Below are 16728 nucleotides of genomic sequence, written 5' to 3' on the forward strand. Positions count from 1 at the left end.
ATGGACACTTTTTGGAATCCTGAGCATTTTCGGATTGATCCGTCACGTCCGCTCTACGAACAATTTGTGGAGCAGATTCGGGCAGATATCGCTCGCGGGTTGCTGGTGCCTGGCACACGGCTTCCCTCTGTGCGCGAATTGGCCGCCGCGATTCGCGTAAATCCCACCACGATCATGCGAACCTATCAGGAATTGGAGCGAAGCAAGCTGATCGTCACCTTTCGCGGACAAGGTACTTTTGTGACGGAAAATACAGACGTTATTGAAGCATGCAAACGAGCTTTGGCAAAAGACGCGGTGCAAAAACTGCGGGAAGTGGCCGAATCGATCGGACTCACGTTGGATGAGCTGCTCGATCTGGCCAAACGTGAGGAGGAATGAGGAGATGGACATGGGAGCGAAAGGAAAAGATCAGGCGATCGACTGCCGCCAAGTCTCCCTGCGGCGAGGTAAAAAGGAAATTTTGCGAGAGGTGACGTTCACTGTTGGCCACGGTCAAATCGCCGGGCTGCTGGGCCCTAACGGTGCCGGAAAATCCACGCTGCTGCGGATATTGACGGGGCTATTGGAACCGTCCGCGGGAGAAGTCCAATTGTTCGGCAAACCTGCCGGTATTTCCTTGCTTCGCCAGATCGCGTTTTTACCGGACAGGGAAAGCCTGCCCCACTGGCTGTCAGCTGCCGACTGGCTGTTCTTCGCGGAAGGGATCTACCCGGACTGGGACCCGCAGCAGGCCGCGTATTTGACCGATCGCCTCGCGATCAAGCTGGGTACGCGCATCTCCGACCTGTCGCGGGGAGAAGAAGCCAGACTGCAGCTGCTTACCTGCCTGGCCCGGAAGGCTCCGCTCGTCATCCTGGATGAACCCTTTACCGGTGTGGACCTGATTTCGCGGGAGCAAATCGCTTCCACGATCATTTCCGACCTGGCCGATGGAGAACGCACCTTCTTGATCGCCACCCATGACATCCGGGAAATGGAGAACCTGTTTGACCGGCTCATCCTGATCGGCGAAGGGCAAATCCAGGCCGTAGACGATGTAGAGGAACTGAGAACGGCCGGAAAATCGGTCGAATCACGATACAGGGAAGTGTTCTCATGAGGTATGTGACAAAGCTTGGATTGCTGGAATTCAGCTATTTTGACTCCTGGCTGCCCATATCGTCCGCAAGCAGGAAAAAGGTTGCCTCTGTACTGCTTCTGCTGCTTTTGGCGAGCCTGTACATGGTCCGCCGGGTGGAGGATGTGGAGAGGTACTTTGGGTCCCATGCGCCCCGAAAGACAAAGCTTGTCGTCTATCCGTTCATGATTGTCTTTGCCTTCATGGGATATAAAATGGGAACGATACCGGAACAGCTGGTGACACGCCAGATTCAGGTATTTACGGCTGTGTATTTTTTTGTCGCTACTTTTTCCTTTCGGCTCATGTATGCCGATCCACGAAAAGACTGGGGCCAGTGGTGGCTGTCCTTTCCCCGTTCGCGCCTAACTCTGCTGGGAAGCCGGTTGTTCGCTTTCTTGTCGGCCGTGCTGGCCTACTTCGCCGCAGGAATGCTGTGCCTATGGGCAGGAGTTGCCATTCGCTCCTGGTCACAGCCCATTCCGACGGGTGTGCTGCCGGGCATTCTCAGTGTAACCGCCCACGCCGCTCTGCTCACGATGACGGCAGTCGTCATCCATGTCACGATTCAGCAAATCGCAAGTATCACCAACAAGCATCCGGCGGCGTATATCATCGTTTTACCCATATTCGTCAGTCACTTGTTCGGGTTGCAACTGCTGCAAGAATGGCTGCTTCCCGGCCAAATGAGCGCTGAAATGCTGGCAAGCGGCCTTTTGCCAGACTTCTGGAGTCATTATGTCACCCTGCTGGCTGCTGGACTGCCGCTGGCTGCACTCTGTTTTTGGCTGGGCGCGAGATATCTCAACAGCCAAGCGACTTCCCGGTCTGCCAATCTGTTTTCGAACAAATAGAAAGGCTGACTTTTTTCGACCTGGCACTACCCTGGCAAAAAGAAGGCCATGCTAGGATAGGGAAACTCTTTTTTAGCGAGGGAGGATATTGACGATGTTCACCCATCTCCATTCGGTTCCGGTATTCGTGACCGATCAGGCGCGGGCTCTTAGGTTTTTCAATGAGCTGTTGGGGTTTGAAATCACGATGGATGCGGGAGACGAACGTTTTCGCTGGCTGACGGTAGCGCCAAAAAAGGACAGCGAAACCAGTCTGCAGCTCTTTCAGGTATCACCCGGCGGTAGGTATGGCAGCCCCGACTGGGCGGACCGGGTCGGGAAGCATACCGGATACGTTTTCTACTGCGAGGACATCCAGAAAACGTATGAAGAACTCTCGGAAAAAGGCGTCCGGTTCACTGTCGCACCCCAAAGGCAGGACTGGGGCGGTGTGGAAGGAACGTTTGTCGATCCGGACGGAAACGGCTTTGAACTGGTGGAACAGCCGAAAATTCGCGTCATGAAATAAGTCGGGGCGACCCCGCAAGCCTGCGCTTCGGCTTTGGGGTCGCCCTCGCTTCTCTTTTACCCTACTCGCCTTCGGGCTGGCCGTACCTGGCGGCAAAGAAATCAAGGATCGCGGCGGCAAGGTCGTGCTTGTCGGCGCGAATGCTGATCTCCTCCGCGCGAAACCAGGCGCTTCCCTCTCCGTGTTGTTGGAACGCCATGCCATTCGTTTCGTAACCGGGAAAGGGATTCTCCTTGGCATAAGCCATAACGTTAGGGGTCAACAGGGTCTGTTTCTGAAAAGTCATCGGCTCTCCGGGAAACGCCTGCTCTTCCGCCCACTCCCGGAGCGAAGGAAAATAGGTGGCAACACTGGAAATGGCGCAGCCCTGACAGCCACCGGAGGTATCGTAATAGCTCAGTGTCTGATGTTCATCGACCGGATCCTGGAGGCGGATGCCGATCGACCCGTTTGCCCCGATGGAGGCGGCAACCACCTTCCAGTCTTTCGGCCCCAGCAGCAAAATTCCATGTTCTCCGTCACCCTGATTGATCCAATATGCCGCCAGTTCTTGCTGCAAACCGGCTGGAATCTCAAACCGGACAGGCGGCAGCGGTGATTTGGGCGTGATCGAGACCGGTTCAGGCCAGTCGACAGCGTAGTCTGCCGCGATGCCGTACAGGGGGAGTTTTACCACTGGCTCCCCTTCCTTCATCTGGAATGAGACAGTTCCCTGTTGGACCTGCCGAGCATTATCCTGGGCTTCTAATGCTTTTTTCGAATAGTGCCAGCTGCGGCCTCCATCTTCGGTAAAGTAAGGCAGATACAAGGAGCTCCCTTCTTTTACAAACTCCAGCATGACCACGCCTTCAGCCTTGTCCTGACCGAAAAAAACGGGCGGATAAACGTTGCTGTAGTGATCCTGCAGGATAGGCGGGACATCAAGCATCTGCTGCTTCCATGTCTTGCCGCCATCCGCAGTATGGAACAAAAGGGTTCCGTCTTGTCCGTGATACACGGAAGATATCCAGCCCTCAGAGACAGTTCTGAATGTCATGCCGGTCGGATAACTCTCTACTTGACTCGTGATATCCCCGATTCGGTGCCAGCTTTTCCCTCCGTCTGTCGTCTGGTACAATTCCTTCACCATTTGCCCCAGCCCGGGGGAAGAGGTTAACAGAATATAGCCATTGTTTTTATCGACAAAATGAACGAATTGTCTGCCATCGGTTGCCGTCGCTTTAGGTAAAACGCTCTTCTTCCAATTTTTCCCTCCCTCATCAGTATAAAACACGGCTACTTCCTGATTTTGTCCATGTCCTGTACCTGCCGAAATCCAGACTGGCACGGGAGTCTCCGCAGCCTTGCTTTTCCCGTCGGTGTCCCCGGGAGCAGATTGGGCGACGGTGGTGATTTCCGACGGCAGCGAAATCCAGAACACCTCTTCCCTTTGGCACAGCAGGTTCATTTGTTCTGCCGTCAGCTTGGCCATAAACGTGCGGGTAGTCACAAACGTGATGTCGCTCACTGCTACAATCGACTGTTTGGCCGCGAACTCCTGAAGATTGTACGGATCTGAAATGCCTACCAGCACTTCCAGCGGAGTACTGGGCCCCACCTCATGTACTTTTTCTGCGACATATCTCGATATCTTTTGCTGGGACGCCTCTTCCCCCCCAGCGATTGGACGATCGCCCGCGCTCTGCTTGCCGCCGGCAGCCAGGGTCAGTCCGTCAGTCCCTCCTTTGCCTGCATTTCCCTCAGCATAGGCCGGCCAAACCGCAAGCGAAGCTGCCATCAGGCATGCGGATAACGCTGGGGCAAAACCACTGCGTCTCTTCATCTTCTCCCCTGCCTTTTCACCTAATATCAGTCATTATTTTCCATATCATTAGACGGAGGACTGAGCGTTATCGTTTCAAAAAGCCTGTATTTAATCGGTACGCGATAGATCCATGTCCGTTTGTTCCGATATAGCCGGTCTGGAAATGGAGTAGGCCGCACACGCAAAGGCCAAACCTGCGATGGCGGCACCGAGCCAGGCGTTGTACACTGCCCCGTGCGTTTCTATGACCAACCCGCCAATGCTCGATCCGAGCGCAATGCCGATATGGCTGGTAGAGGAATTCAGGCCGAGTTGGATGTCTGAAGTCTTTGGCGCGGTCCTGATCAAATACTGCTGCTGCGCCGGAGTGACGGCCCAGCTTAACAAACTCCACAAGGCGAGCAGCGCCATGAATGCCGCTGGCAAAAACGTGGCGAAAGGCAGGAGAAATAAAGCGCAGGCAAATACACCGGTGATCACGAGGATGAAGTTGGGCGACGGCCATTTGTCTGTCACCCAGCCGCCTATCCCCCCTCCCATTACAGCCGCAATGCCAAATACAAAGTAAACCAGGCTGATACCGGTGGACCCAAGGTGAAGGGCGGTCTGCAGGAAGGGAGCGAGGTAAGCGTACAAGGTCAAATGTCCAGCCAGCACCAAGACGGTCACCATATGCGCGCTGATGATTTTCGCATATTTCAGCGAACGGAGCTGCTCTCGGATCGACAGCACCTGCTCTGGCGCCACCCTCGGCAATCGTGTGCAGACGCCGATGAGCGTGAGCGCAGCCAAGGCGGAAACGAGGTGAAAAATCGCTCTCCAGCCAAGGTATTGACTGACGACGATTCCGATGGGCACTCCCAAAACCAAGGAACCGCTGATCCCCATGGAGATGAGGCCAATCGCCCTCCCCCGAAACGGCTTTGCGACCAGCTTGGCCGCAATCGTCACCGAAAGCACCGTCATCAGCGAACCGCTCGCTGCCAGTACAATTCGTGACAAGAGCAATACGGCGTAGTTGGGACTGAGCGCGGACGTGAGACAGCCCGCTAGAAACACCAAAAGCGACCCTATGTACAGCCTTTTCCGTTCGATCCGGGCCGTGAACGAAAGCAGCAGCGGAGCAGCAAGGGCATACACCAGGGAATACACAGATATCAGCTGTCCGGTTTGACTTACGGATACCTGCAAATCTGCCGCGATGTAGATCAACACCCCGCCGATGATCAACTCGACAGTCCCGACCACAAACGACGCTGCTGCCAAAAGATAGACACTTGGATTCAATCCATCACCTTCTTCACAGGCTTTGCGAGGCAGCTCGATTTATTGGGATGCAGTCTATCTCTATGCACGCCCCCGCTCGCGCATACCGGTGATACGGACGCGTTGCATAGAGTGCAAAGTCATCTTCGCCTAACAAAAAATTCGAATCGTATTGACATCGTAAATTTTACCACATAGAATACTCTTAATGTTTCCCAAGGGCAAATTTGTTTTATGAAGTTCAATATATTTGTCCAAGGAAAAATAGTGAGCTATGGCAAAAAAGAAACATTGGAGGGTATGGCAATGAACCGCAAAAGACTGTTCGCGACACTGCTTCTCATCGCATTGACCATTGTCGCAGCCGCATGCGGGGCGTCAAAGGACGCCTTTGAGAACAGCGAAGGAAAGATCAAAATTACGACCACGATCGGAATGATAACGGATATCGCCCAGCAGGTCGGCAAAGAGCATGTAGAAGTCGTTGGACTGATGAAATCAGGCGTAGATCCCCATTTGTACAAAGCGTCGCAAGGCGATATCGCCAAGCTCGACCAGGCAGACATCATCTTCTACAACGGCCTTCACCTCGAAGGAAAAATGGTGGAAATCTTTGAACGAATGACAAAACAGAAACCGACCGTCGCCGTATCGTCAGGGATTGATCCGGCCAATTTGAGGCTGGGCGATGAAGCGATGGGGACAGAGTACGATCCGCACATCTGGTTTGACGTCAGGCACTGGATCAGCGCCACGATGACCATTCGCGACGCACTCATCGCGTTCGACAGCGCCCACGCCGAAGACTACCGGTTGAATGCGGAGGCGTACATAAAGCAGCTGGAGGAGCTCCACCAGGAGGTTGCCGAAAAAATCAAGTCGATCCCAGAACAAAGCCGGGTGCTTGTAACGGCCCACGACGCGTTCGGCTATTTCGGAGATGCGTACGGGATCAAAGTAATGGGGCTGCAGGGGATCAGCACGGCCTCCGAGGCAGGAACAAAAGACGTAACCGATCTGCGGGACTACCTGGTGGACAACAAGATCAAGGCTGTTTTCATCGAGTCCAGCGTCCCGCGCAAAGCGATCGACGCCGTCATCCAGGGTGCGAAAGAAAAAGGTCACGAGATTCAGATCGGAGGCGAGCTGTTCTCCGATGCCATGGGCGAAGCAGGGACGCCGGAAGGCACGTATATCGGGATGGTCCGCCATAACGTAGATACGATCGTCAATGCCCTGCGGTAATCTGCGGAATGCCGAAATAAATCATCAGGAGGGAAAAAAGTGAGTCAGATTCCATTGGAAGTAAGTGACATGTCCGTCGCCTATCAGAAAAAACCGGTGCTGCGAAACGTGTCTTTTCAAGTCCCGGAAGGCAAGTTAATCGGCATCATCGGGCCGAATGGCGCTGGAAAGTCGACTTTGATCAAGGCAGTGCTGGGCCTGATCCCCCGCCTTGGAGGTCATGTAGAAATCTACGGCCGTCCCTATAAGGAACAGCGGTCCATGGTTGGGTACGTTCCGCAGCGGGAATCGGTTGACTGGGACTTTCCGACTAGCGCGCTGGATGTCGTAATGATGGGGCGTTACGGTCATTTAGGCTGGTTCAAGCGGCCCGGCAGCGCGGAAAAGAAAGCCGCCCTGGACTGCTTGGCCAAAGTGGGCATGGCCGACTACGCCGACAGGCAAATCAGTCAGCTCTCCGGCGGACAGCAGCAGCGGATTTTCCTCGCTCGCGCACTGGCTCAAGACGCAAGCTTGTACTTTATGGATGAGCCCTTCGTCGGTGTGGATGCCGCCACGGAAAAAGCGATCATCACCTTGTTGAACGAACTGAAAATGTCAGGCAAGACGGTTCTGGTCGTCCATCACGATCTCGCCACAGTCAAAGAATACTTCGACTGGGTGCTGCTTTTGAATGTCCAGTTGATTGACTTTGGACCCGTCGAGGACGTATTTACCAAAGAAAAATTGCAGCGGACGTACGGCGGCAGATTGGCGCTGCTCGATACGGGAGATCAGGCTCCGCTGATCGTCGATGCGAGGTGATGACATGCAAACCTGGTTGTTGATGATTCAGGATCCGAATACACAGTGGATCCTTCTGGGAAGTATTTTGCTTGGCCTGTCCAGCGGCGTGATCGGCAGTTTCGCCTATTTGCGCAAGCAGTCGTTAATGGGAGATGCATTGTCACACGCAGCGCTGCCCGGAGTTTGTATCGCGTTCATGCTGACCGGCGCCAAATCGATCCTGTTCTTTTTGGTCGGGGCAGCCGCAGCCGGCATTCTTGCTACATTCGGCATCGGCTACATTACACGGCATTCCCGGATTAAGCAGGATACCGCATTGGCGATTATTTTAACGGTTTTCTTTGGCTTTGGCATTGTTTTGTTGACTCAGATTCAGCACAGCGGGGCCGGCAACCAAAGCGGGATCGACAAGTTTTTGTTCGGCCAGGCCGCATCGATGGTATACGCAGATGTCGTCATCATGATGGCCATCTGCGCCCTGCTCTTGGGTGTGTGCACCCTTTTGTTTAAAGAGTTCAAACTGCTCAGCTTCGATCCTGGGTTTGCCCGGGGCATGGGGTATCCCGTCGCCTTTTTGGAACAGCTGATCATGTTCCTGATCGTGGTCGCAGTGGTTGTCGGCATTCAGGCGGTCGGCGTCGTGCTGATGGCCGCCCTGCTGATCACCCCTGCCGTCTCGGCGAGGTACTGGACAGAAAAACTGGGCGTGATGGTCATCCTGGCTGGTGCCTTCGGAGCGCTCAGCGGCTTGATCGGAACGTTCGTCAGCGCCAGCGGAAACAACCTGCCGACAGGGCCGCTCAGCGTGCTTTCCGCGACCGCCCTGTTCGTCCTGTCCGTCGTCTTCGCTCCGCGCCGCGGGGCCCTTTCCAAAATGCTGATCCGCATGGCGGCCAAGAAACAGGTCAGCCGGGAAGAAACGGCCTCACAGTTGAAGCAGAAGGAGGAAGTCGCATGAGCACTTTTTGGATCGTGCTGACAGGGGCGCTGGTCGCGAGCTCCTGCAGCCTGGTGGGCTGCTTCCTGGTCCTGCGCAAAATGGCCATGATCGGCGACGCGATCAGCCACTCCGTGCTGCCCGGTATTGTGATCGCCTTTCTGCTCAGCGGCTCCAGGGATTCCCTGGTCATGCTTCTGGGAGCGGCAGTCGTCGGGCTTATCACCGTACTCCTCATCCAACTCTTTCATCAAAGCGGCGTACAGTCGGACGCTTCCATTGGAGTCGTTTTTACGGCCCTGTTTGCCATCGGCATTGTGCTGATCAGCCTGTACACGAGAAATATCGATCTCGATCTGGACTGTGTCCTCTATGGGGAAATCGCCTACGTCCCCTGGAACACAATCGAATTTGCCGGTATGAACATAGGGCCAAAAGCGGTCTGGGGCGTCGGATTGGCCCTGCTGCTCAACATCGCCCTCATCTGTGGATTTTACAAACAATTTAAAATCTGTTCATTCGATCCGATGATGGCGGCAGCTGTGGGCATCCCGGTCGCTCTCTTTCACTATTTGCTCATGGGGCTTGTTTCGGTCACGACAGTCGCCTCCTTTGAGAGTGTGGGAGCGATCCTGGTGGTCGGAATGCTGGTTGTGCCGCCGGCTACGGCATATCTGCTCACAGAGCGTTTGAGCCGGATGCTGTTGTACAGTGTCGTGATCGGCAGTCTCTGTTCGATACTGGGGTATTACACGGCCCATCTGCTGGATGCCTCGATCGCGGGATGCATGATCAGTGTCGCAGGATGCTTCTTTGTCGCTGCCTTCCTCTTCTCTCCCACGCACGGGATATTCTGGAGAAGGTGGAAGCAGCGGCGAATGATCCGGGAGACCGCAGCAGACAATTAAACCAACGACAAAAAGAGCTGGCCGCCCGTCAGCTCTTTTGCATGTCAATCGTTGATGTGGATAAACAAAAATTTGGTTGACTTGCCCCATCCCAAATCCCAGGGAACGAGATTTCGATCGCCGGTATGCGAATTGACCAGCGGGTAACCGTAGCGGTCATACCCGACGACCACGGAGAAATGATCGACATCTCCGTTAAATTCATAGGCGATCAGATCGCCGGGCTGAAGCACGCTGATCGCCCCTTTGGGATAGCGGTCAGTGGGCCTTACGACGTCGGCAAAATGCCCGCGGGCAATCAGCCGGCCGTACCCGCTGTTCAAGAGAAAATTTTTAAAGGAATCCGTCTGCACCCAGCTCCGTGTGCCGCCTGAATTGTACCAGTATCGCCACCCCATCGTCATCGGCAGACCCCCGCCCTCTTTCGGATCCCCAATCACTTGCGAGACAAAATTCGTACAATCTCCGCCAAGGTACGTATAATCCCGATAATTTTTGTTGTATCGATTGTTATTCCCCGCCCCCCATGCAGCTCATGCGTATTTTTGTGCGTACGCTACCGCACGGTCCCGGTGGTATCGCTTCTTTTTCCCCGTCGTTTGTCTCTCCAAACTGCGGAAGGCTTCCACTTGTTTTTTCTCCTTTTTACTGTTCGCTGGGGAATAGAGCGAATCTGCTGGCGCATCTGCAGGGATGATGTCGATATCCTCTTCTATCGGATCCGTGTACCACTCACTGAGCACCTTCCATTCTCCGCTGACCTTCTTCAGCGTAAGGGCGTGGCGGGTACCGATGCCAAAATGGTGAGGCAGGAACGGTTGACCCTCGTATATGTAGGTCAGTTTCAACGTTTGAATCAGATAGGCTTTTGCCCGCTCCCCCTCAGTACGAATGCGAATGAATCGAAGGGAGGTCTCGGCATTCGTGAAATCAAGGCCTCGTTTCTTGGCCCAGGCGTTGATGTATTGACTTCTTTTTTGCTCATGTATCTTCGCATAGCGGCTGGTGTTTGCTTCCAAATAGTACTTCTCTATTGATTTGGGCCGCTCGTTGATTAAAAATTGGGAGCGATCTTCATACAACTTCGTCAAAAATTGCCTCACTTCTGTTTCTGGCTCCCCAATTGGCTCAGCTAGGGATGGAGCCTGATAGAGCAAGGAAATACAGACAGCGGCGAGGAGAGACTTATACCATTTCACCGGGAATACACGTCCCGCTTGCTTGTCGTTTCGCTTTATGATCAAGGCTATCTCCCCTTTTCTCGGCCCTGATTCGATAGTAGGCCCCAGTTTTATTGTGGACCCGATCGGATTTTTTATGCCAAGCGGCGGGGGGGCGTAATCATACGCTTGAGACAACATTAGTGAAGGCTCTTCTTGTAGAATCCCATAAACCGAACCAAAAAATAGAGCATCATCAAGCCTAACGAGAGCGCCAATCTGGTAATCATGCGCACGTACTCCGACCATGGGAGCAGATCGACCAGGAAATTCACCCCAAGAAAACTGCAGCCGACAATGCCGAACAGTACGACTGTTTCCTGGAAGATCGATCCGAGCGGAAAAAAACCCTTTACCTTCCACTTCAACGCTCCGAGATTCCAGGCGGTGGCGACAAATTCCAGCGTCAACAGTCCGATCGCAGCGGCCCGATGTCCCATCCCCGGGATCGCACACAGCACGTAGCTGATCACAATCGTACATATTTCACCTACGGCCAAACCGATGACAGGGGCCTTCCGCATCTCCGTCACCCAGATTACCGTATTGGACAGCTCAAACAGGCCGACCAGCATCGGAGCCATAGAGGTATACTTAATCGGATTCGTTAGCGATTCATCACCCATGATCAGAACCGACAAGTCATTGGCGTAAAAATAGAGAAATCCAGATGACGCCGCTCCCCATAGCCATCCGAATTCAAATGCCTTTGAAATGCGCCAGCGGAAGCGATCTATCCGCCCTCCTGCCCAGTCGGCAGTGATTTTTGCGACCAGTGTATGGGAGAGGGCTGCGGTGATAATGGTCGGAAGATACGTAATGGTAGCTGCCATTCCAGAAATCTCTCCGTAAATCGCCGTCGCCTGATGGATCGTCAGTCCAGAATCGACCAAGCGGTGGGGCACGATCAAGGTATCAATAAAATCTGCCATCGGGATAAACAGCCGTGTAGCGAGTACGGAGACGGATGTGTAAAAAAAAACCATAATTCCCGTATCCTTTCTTTTGGCCAAGGGAAGTGGAAGTTTGCTGACGGCATCCCGCTTTTTGATACGAGACATCAGGATGGCGAACAGGAACACAAAGGCGACGAACGCTCCAGTCGATGCACCGAACGTCGCACCTCCGACAGCCCGTCCGATGCCGTAACTTGTCCACATGGTCACACATAACAAGATGGTTGCGACACGAACCAGTTGCTCGATCACTTCCGACACGGCTATCGTCCCGTACGACTCAATTCCCTGCAGAAATCCCCTCGTGATGCCGAGCAAGGGGACGATCATCATGGCCGGAGCCAGCAGCCTAAGAGGCCAGACGAGATTCGGGTTGCCAAACATCGCGGCGATCTGCGGTGCGTAATGATAGGAAGCCAGACCGCACAATCCGCCTGCCAACGCCAAGAGCAAAAAGACAATCCAATAAATCCCGTATCCGCGCCGTCTGTCTTTGGCAGTGGTCAGCGCCAATGCAGAAGGAAAGCCCCCCGAGACGATCGACAGTACGAATCCGTAAAAAGCGTATGCCATTTCATACAGGCCAATCCCTTCCGGACCAAGCATGCGAAACATCGGAATGCGGACTAGAGCACCGATGACTTTGACGAGAAAAATGGCACCGGTGCGAAGAACCATCTGCTTGAAGATGACTGGTAGCCTCATCCTTTTTCCTCCGAACTAGTGTATCACCTTTGTCCAATGTATGAAGCGAATGGGACAGGTATGTCTTTGGAGAGGGAAATTTTGCTCTTACCTGTATGGCTCATTCGCACAATTCGAGGTAAAGAATGACCAACCATATACGGCCGAATAAGATAATGAAGCCAGTCAAATCATCTGAAAGGGGGATACTTTTTGGTCACGCTGGAAAAGCATCTCATCATGGAGGCCTTTGGATGCCCGTCTGGCAAATTGAATGATTTGGAAACCGTGAAAACAGCCCTGACCCAAGCGGTCACTCTTTTAGGGGAAAAAGTACTGTACACCCACTTTCGCAGGCAGCCGCACGGGATCATGGGAACGATTATCGGCTCCGTTTCCTGTACGTTTGTCCTTGTTTCGGCGAAGCAGCAATACCTTACGCTCGACTTCCTTTCAAGCAAAATCGGTATAAAACATCCTGAACGGTTTTTGGAAGAACTCCTACCTGTTCAGATCTTTGTCTACGACCTTACCAGTGGCCAGCCGCATCATCACGCTGCCTTGGACGAGGAAACAGCCGGGGCCATCCGGACGGACGGAAACGATGGCCAACCCTCCCGCCGCAAAGAAGGCAGAGGAACGGCAAAAGATCTTGCTGAGCTGATGGATTTGTCGTCAAAAGAGCACCGGGTTGTATTCGACGGAAGCAGTGCGTTCCAAGACATTTTTCTCTGTGAAATAACTGATCTTCGGCTGTACTTGAATCAACAGCTGCAGTTTAGCTCCGTAGACGAAAGAATCTACCACGAGGCGCTCGTCCACCCGGTAATGGAACTGGCCGGTTCGCGGGACAGGGTCTTGATTCTTGGAGGCGGGGACGGCCTTGCCCTGCGGGAGGTGCTCAAATATCCGGACGTCAGCCTTGTCGATCTGGTTGATATCGATCCGGTGATGATCGAACTGGCCCGGACGCTGCCCGAATTCGTCTGTCTGAATCAAGGGGCGCTTACCGACCGCCGTACCCGCGTTCACCTGCAGGATGCACAGGAATTTATCGCGAAAGCAGGCCAGTACAATATCATCATGATCGATCTTCCCGATCCCGCTGACGAGGTGATCGGCCGCCTCTACACCAGGGAGTTTTATCAGGTCCTGGCCCAGCGGCTGCTCCCAGGAGGGTTGATCGTCTGTCAAGCGCAATCGCCGGAAGAAGCCCCCTTGGTCTACTGGTCGATCGCCAGAACCTTCGAGAGCGCAGGGCTTGCGACACGCAGCTATCACGTCCGGATTCCTTCCTTTGGGGATTGGGGCTTTCACCTGGCTGCGCCGGCGCTGGAGCTGCCCGCTGTCCTGACGCCGGCAGTAGAAAACCGGACACTGCCGAAAGACCTCACGTCCCTGTTTCAGTACGAGGAGCAGACCATGTCCAAGCGGTTGCAGGCCCAAGTTAATTCGCTCGGCAGCCTGACGCTTCACAAGCTTTTTGCCGAAGAAGTAGGGCCGGAAAGGTAAAAAAAGGCCATTCCCGACATTAGGAATGGCCTTCTGTTCGATTTAACAACTTGCGTCAGAAGTCTCCTTCCTCAGCGAAGCAGGTGGGAGATGAATGACGCCGTTCCCGAACCTCTTCGCTGGAGATAGGCAGGGAAGCATGTATTTGTTCTCGTCATTTTGATGCGGAAATATTCCCCAAACAGGAACGTATGTGTTGCATAATAGGATGTAGAACAAACGTTCTTGATAAGGGGGGTTTCCTTGATTCGTGCTCAAATTGTACGGTTTCATGCCTCAAAACGAGATATCGAGCGCCTTTATGCCTGTAATCGCGAATCTGCCCAGGTTTGGAATACGTGCTTGAAGCTCGCAAAGAACTACTATTTGGAGCATCGGAAATGGATTTCGAAGTCAGCGCTTCAGAAGCAAACCAAACGTAAATTCCATATGCACAGTAAAACCATTCATGCCTTTAGTCATAAAAACTTGTTCGCACGAGACGCGGCCCGCCAAGCGATACGAAAGGGAATCAAATCAACGAAATATCCCTATAAGATCAAGAAGCATTACAATACGAAATGGGTCAATTCGCGTTAGCGAGTAAGTGGGGGAGGTTCACTTCTTGGCCTGCAGTTCGACGGCTATTTTAGCCGCCACTTCAGCATTGTGCTTCACCAGGGAGATATTGGTTTGCAGACTTTTCCCCGCGGTCAGCTGTTTGACCCTGTCAAGCAGAAACGGCGTCACATGCTTGCCGGTGATGCCCTTCTCCTTGGCTTCTTTGAGGGCTTGTCCGATGACGGCTTCGATCTCTTCGTGCGGCAGGGCGTCGGCTTCCGGCACCGGGTTGGCGATGACCAGACCGCCGTTCAGTCCCAGTTTCCACTTTGTATCCATCACGGCAGCTACCGCTTCCGGTGAGTCCAGCCGGAAGTCGACCTGGTAGCCGCTTTCACGAGAGTAGAACGATGGGAAGTCGCTGCACTGATACCCGACGACAGGCACCCCTTGCGTCTCCAGGTATTCCAAAGTCCTGCCGATGTCGAGGATGGATTTGGCCCCGGCACAAACTACGGCCACATTGGTCCGGGCCAATTCTGTCAAGTCGGCCGAGACATCCCATGTCACCTCCCCTTCGCGGTGGACGCCGCCGATGCCGCCCGTGGCGAACACTTTGATTCCGGCAAGCCCTGCGGCGATCATCGTCGCCGCAACCGTGGTGGCGCCGATCTTGCCGGTAGCGAGGATGTACGGAAAATCGCGGCGGCTCACTTTCTCTACTTCCTGATTAGTGGCAAACTCTTCCAACTCCCGTTCATCCAGGCCGATCTTGATCTTTCCGTTCATGATCCCGATGGTCGCAGGGATCGCGCCGTTATCGCGGATAATCTGTTCCACTTGCTTCGCCATCTCGATGTTTTGCGGGTAAGGCATGCCGTGGGAGATGATCGTCGTCTCCAGCGCCACGATTGGCAGGTTGTTTTCCAGGGCGTGCTGAACCTCTTTTGTAAACGTCATGTATGCTTTCATTTTCCTCTCTCCTCTGCTAGTAAATTGATTTGTTCCGGCCGCAGCTGCGGGGAAACCGAATGTTCCGTTTGCAGTGTCAGACTGGACGCCGCCAGTCCCAACAAGCAAGCCCGGGGCAGCTCTTCACCGTGTATGATTCCGTACAAAAAGCCTGCGTCAAATGCGTCCCCCGCCCCTGTGACATCGGCCACGTCAGTGGGAAAAGGCGGGAGATGCCCGGAGCCGACAGGCGTCAAGTAGAAGATGCCCGACTCTCCCAGCGTCACGATGACGTTTTTTACGCCCCGCTCCCTGATTTTCTCACAAGCCATACGGCAGTCGGCCAGTGATGCGATCTCCATCCCTGCCAGCAGTTCAGCCTGTTCCCTGTTCGGCAGGATCGTATCCACGCCTTCGAGCCGCGGCGGAAGTTTTTTTGCTTTGGCGGAAGAGATCGGATCGACGTACAGGGGAATGTTTTCGTCCCGGCAGCGGTTGATCAGGTAAGCCAAGCTTTCTTCCGGAAAGTTCGTATCGAGAAAGACGGCCCGAGAAGCCGCAATATGCGACCACTTCTCCGCAATCATGTCAGGTGCGACCTGATCGTAGATGTCCATATTTGCCAGGGCGACCGTCATCTCCCCGTCCAAATCGAGCAGGGCGGTATAGGTTCCTGTCCGTTCGGCTGGCAGTACCCAGACCTGACTCACATCAATCCCGTGCTTCTTCGACTCCTGCAGAATCCAGCCTCCCTCTTTATCATCGCCAAGGCTGGTGATCAACGACACCGTACAGCCGAGCCGGCTCAGGTTTTCAGCCACATTGCGGGCCACTCCTCCGCATGATTCGGATATCGTGACCGGGTTGGAAGAATGCATTTGCACCTTCTGCTTGCTGTGTGCTTTGCGATCCAGATTTGCGCCGCCGATGCAGGTGACCAAGGCGTCTTCGCGGAGGATGTAAGCGCGCCCCTTGATTTCGCCGCGCTTTGTCAATGCCGCGATATAGCCTGCCACCGCCGAGCGGGAAATGCCGATCTTGCCTGCCAGTTCCTGCTGAGTGATAAAAGGATTGAGGCGGATATACTGAAGAATTTGTTGCTCCTTGTCCAAGCGTTTCCCTCCCTTTGCGAAAGCCCCGCCTTCTAAACATTAGTTTACCAGATAGACAAAAGTTTATCCAGTCCTTGACCTCCCCGTTTCGCAGCTGAACGAAAAAATAAGCCTGCAGGCGCGTTTCTATACGAACGCCTGCAGGCTGAACTACTGTTTGCTGTCAGTCCAGACTTTTAATCCGTATCCGCGGGGATTGACACGTGGGTATGCGCCAGCGTGCTTGGCAAGCGCATCATCAGAATCACGCCAATAATCCACCAGTACATCCCCTACCTTTGATCAGTGTCGTTTCGCCTGAACAATTATTATAATTTTAACAATA

Annotated in this window: 15 protein-coding genes and 1 pseudogene; 9 read left to right on the forward strand and 7 right to left on the reverse strand. The window is 53.9% G+C overall.

Features of this window, described 5'->3' with window-relative positions:
- The 4 genes from ACI7RC_RS07355 (at nucleotide 1) to ACI7RC_RS07370 (ending at nucleotide 2482) form a co-directional block, all read left to right on the forward strand.
- Nucleotides 1-381: a GntR family transcriptional regulator gene (locus tag ACI7RC_RS07355; protein WP_408107589.1), complete on the forward strand. Its 381-nt coding sequence runs from the start codon at nucleotides 1-3 to the stop codon at nucleotides 379-381.
- Between the two features lie 4 nt (nucleotides 382-385).
- Nucleotides 386-1102 carry an ABC transporter ATP-binding protein gene (locus ACI7RC_RS07360; protein WP_408107590.1) on the forward strand — a complete coding sequence of 239 codons (717 nt, stop codon included), beginning with the start codon at nucleotides 386-388 and terminating at the stop codon, nucleotides 1100-1102.
- Nucleotides 1099-1974 (forward strand): hypothetical protein, encoded by an 876-nt coding sequence (locus tag ACI7RC_RS07365; protein ID WP_408107591.1) that lies wholly within the window; start codon nucleotides 1099-1101, stop codon nucleotides 1972-1974. The genes ACI7RC_RS07360 and ACI7RC_RS07365 overlap by 4 nt, the downstream gene beginning before the upstream one ends.
- A gap of 94 nt (nucleotides 1975-2068) precedes the next feature.
- Nucleotides 2069-2482, forward strand: a complete 414-nt coding sequence (locus tag ACI7RC_RS07370; protein ID WP_408107592.1) for a VOC family protein — start codon at nucleotides 2069-2071, stop codon at nucleotides 2480-2482.
- 61 nt (nucleotides 2483-2543) lie between these two features.
- On the opposite strand, the gene ACI7RC_RS07375 is transcribed toward ACI7RC_RS07370, so the two are convergent.
- Both ACI7RC_RS07375 and ACI7RC_RS07380 read right to left on the reverse strand, forming a co-directional pair.
- A complete protein-coding gene (locus ACI7RC_RS07375) occupies nucleotides 2544-4304 on the reverse strand; it encodes a DUF4850 domain-containing protein (RefSeq protein WP_408107593.1) in 1761 nt (586 codons plus the stop codon).
- Nucleotides 4305-4394: 90 nt separating this feature from the next.
- Nucleotides 4395-5573, reverse strand: a complete 1179-nt coding sequence (locus tag ACI7RC_RS07380; protein WP_408107594.1) for an MFS transporter — start codon at nucleotides 5571-5573, stop codon at nucleotides 4395-4397.
- A 279-nt stretch (nucleotides 5574-5852) separates the two neighbouring features.
- On the opposite strand from ACI7RC_RS07380, the gene ACI7RC_RS07385 reads away from it, so the two are divergent.
- The 4 genes from ACI7RC_RS07385 (at nucleotide 5853) to ACI7RC_RS07400 (ending at nucleotide 9428) form a co-directional block, all read left to right on the forward strand.
- Nucleotides 5853-6797, forward strand: a complete 945-nt coding sequence (locus ACI7RC_RS07385) for a metal ABC transporter solute-binding protein, Zn/Mn family (protein ID WP_408107595.1) — start codon at nucleotides 5853-5855, stop codon at nucleotides 6795-6797.
- Nucleotides 6798-6866: 69 nt separating this feature from the next.
- Entirely contained in the window at nucleotides 6867-7601 is a 735-nt protein-coding gene (locus ACI7RC_RS07390) for a metal ABC transporter ATP-binding protein (protein ID WP_408107646.1), read from the forward strand.
- A 4-nt stretch (nucleotides 7602-7605) separates the two neighbouring features.
- Complete coding sequence (locus ACI7RC_RS07395; protein ID WP_408107596.1) at nucleotides 7606-8541, forward strand: metal ABC transporter permease; 936 nt, start codon at nucleotides 7606-7608, stop codon at nucleotides 8539-8541.
- Nucleotides 8538-9428 carry a metal ABC transporter permease gene (locus ACI7RC_RS07400; protein WP_408107597.1) on the forward strand — a complete coding sequence of 297 codons (891 nt, stop codon included), beginning with the start codon at nucleotides 8538-8540 and terminating at the stop codon, nucleotides 9426-9428. The genes ACI7RC_RS07395 and ACI7RC_RS07400 overlap by 4 nt, the downstream gene beginning before the upstream one ends.
- A 44-nt stretch (nucleotides 9429-9472) precedes the next feature.
- Here ACI7RC_RS07400 and ACI7RC_RS07405 read toward each other — a convergent pair.
- The 3 genes and pseudogenes from ACI7RC_RS07405 to ACI7RC_RS07415 all read right to left on the reverse strand — a co-directional run.
- Nucleotides 9473-9928 (reverse strand): annotated as a pseudogene (locus ACI7RC_RS07405) (amidase domain-containing protein); the annotation flags it as partial.
- Between the two features lie 33 nt (nucleotides 9929-9961).
- Complete coding sequence (locus ACI7RC_RS07410) at nucleotides 9962-10519, reverse strand: hypothetical protein (protein ID WP_408107598.1); 558 nt, start codon at nucleotides 10517-10519, stop codon at nucleotides 9962-9964.
- Between the two features lie 269 nt (nucleotides 10520-10788).
- Nucleotides 10789-12309 (reverse strand): oligosaccharide flippase family protein, encoded by a 1521-nt coding sequence (locus ACI7RC_RS07415; RefSeq protein WP_408107599.1) that lies wholly within the window; start codon nucleotides 12307-12309, stop codon nucleotides 10789-10791.
- Nucleotides 12310-12501: 192 nt separating this feature from the next.
- Here ACI7RC_RS07415 and ACI7RC_RS07420 point away from each other — a divergent pair, with 192 nt between their 5' ends.
- On the forward strand, nucleotides 12502-13800 hold the full coding sequence (locus ACI7RC_RS07420; protein ID WP_408107600.1) for a spermine/spermidine synthase domain-containing protein: 1299 nt from the start codon (nucleotides 12502-12504) through the stop codon (nucleotides 13798-13800).
- Nucleotides 13801-14397: 597 nt separating this feature from the next.
- Here the strand turns inward: ACI7RC_RS07420 and ACI7RC_RS07425 are convergent.
- Nucleotides 14398-15312 carry a pseudouridine-5'-phosphate glycosidase gene (locus tag ACI7RC_RS07425; protein WP_408107601.1) on the reverse strand — a complete coding sequence of 305 codons (915 nt, stop codon included), beginning with the start codon at nucleotides 15310-15312 and terminating at the stop codon, nucleotides 14398-14400.
- Complete coding sequence (locus tag ACI7RC_RS07430) at nucleotides 15309-16403, reverse strand: carbohydrate kinase (RefSeq protein WP_408107602.1); 1095 nt, start codon at nucleotides 16401-16403, stop codon at nucleotides 15309-15311. The genes ACI7RC_RS07425 and ACI7RC_RS07430 overlap by 4 nt, the downstream gene beginning before the upstream one ends.
- Nucleotides 16404-16728 lie beyond the last annotated feature (325 nt).

It is taken from the genome of Brevibacillus sp. B_LB10_24 (assembly GCF_046036945.1).
Taxonomy (GTDB): domain Bacteria; phylum Bacillota; class Bacilli; order Brevibacillales; family Brevibacillaceae; genus Brevibacillus_C.

Coding starts and splice junctions, on each gene's coding strand:
- ACI7RC_RS07425 (WP_408107601.1), bottom strand. CDS start 15,312: ATGAAAGCATACATGACGTTTACAAAAGAGGTTCAGCACGCCCTGGAA.
- ACI7RC_RS07370 (WP_408107592.1), top strand. CDS start 2,069: ATGTTCACCCATCTCCATTCGGTTCCGGTATTCGTGACCGATCAGGCG.
- ACI7RC_RS07355 (WP_408107589.1), top strand. CDS start 1: ATGGACACTTTTTGGAATCCTGAGCATTTTCGGATTGATCCGTCACGT.
- ACI7RC_RS07400 (WP_408107597.1), top strand. CDS start 8,538: ATGAGCACTTTTTGGATCGTGCTGACAGGGGCGCTGGTCGCGAGCTCC.
- ACI7RC_RS07360 (WP_408107590.1), top strand. CDS start 386: ATGGACATGGGAGCGAAAGGAAAAGATCAGGCGATCGACTGCCGCCAA.
- ACI7RC_RS07385 (WP_408107595.1), top strand. CDS start 5,853: ATGGCAATGAACCGCAAAAGACTGTTCGCGACACTGCTTCTCATCGCA.
- ACI7RC_RS07375 (WP_408107593.1), bottom strand. CDS start 4,304: ATGAAGAGACGCAGTGGTTTTGCCCCAGCGTTATCCGCATGCCTGATG.
- ACI7RC_RS07395 (WP_408107596.1), top strand. CDS start 7,606: ATGCAAACCTGGTTGTTGATGATTCAGGATCCGAATACACAGTGGATC.
- ACI7RC_RS07415 (WP_408107599.1), bottom strand. CDS start 12,309: ATGAGGCTACCAGTCATCTTCAAGCAGATGGTTCTTCGCACCGGTGCC.
- ACI7RC_RS07365 (WP_408107591.1), top strand. CDS start 1,099: ATGAGGTATGTGACAAAGCTTGGATTGCTGGAATTCAGCTATTTTGAC.
- ACI7RC_RS07390 (WP_408107646.1), top strand. CDS start 6,867: ATGTCCGTCGCCTATCAGAAAAAACCGGTGCTGCGAAACGTGTCTTTT.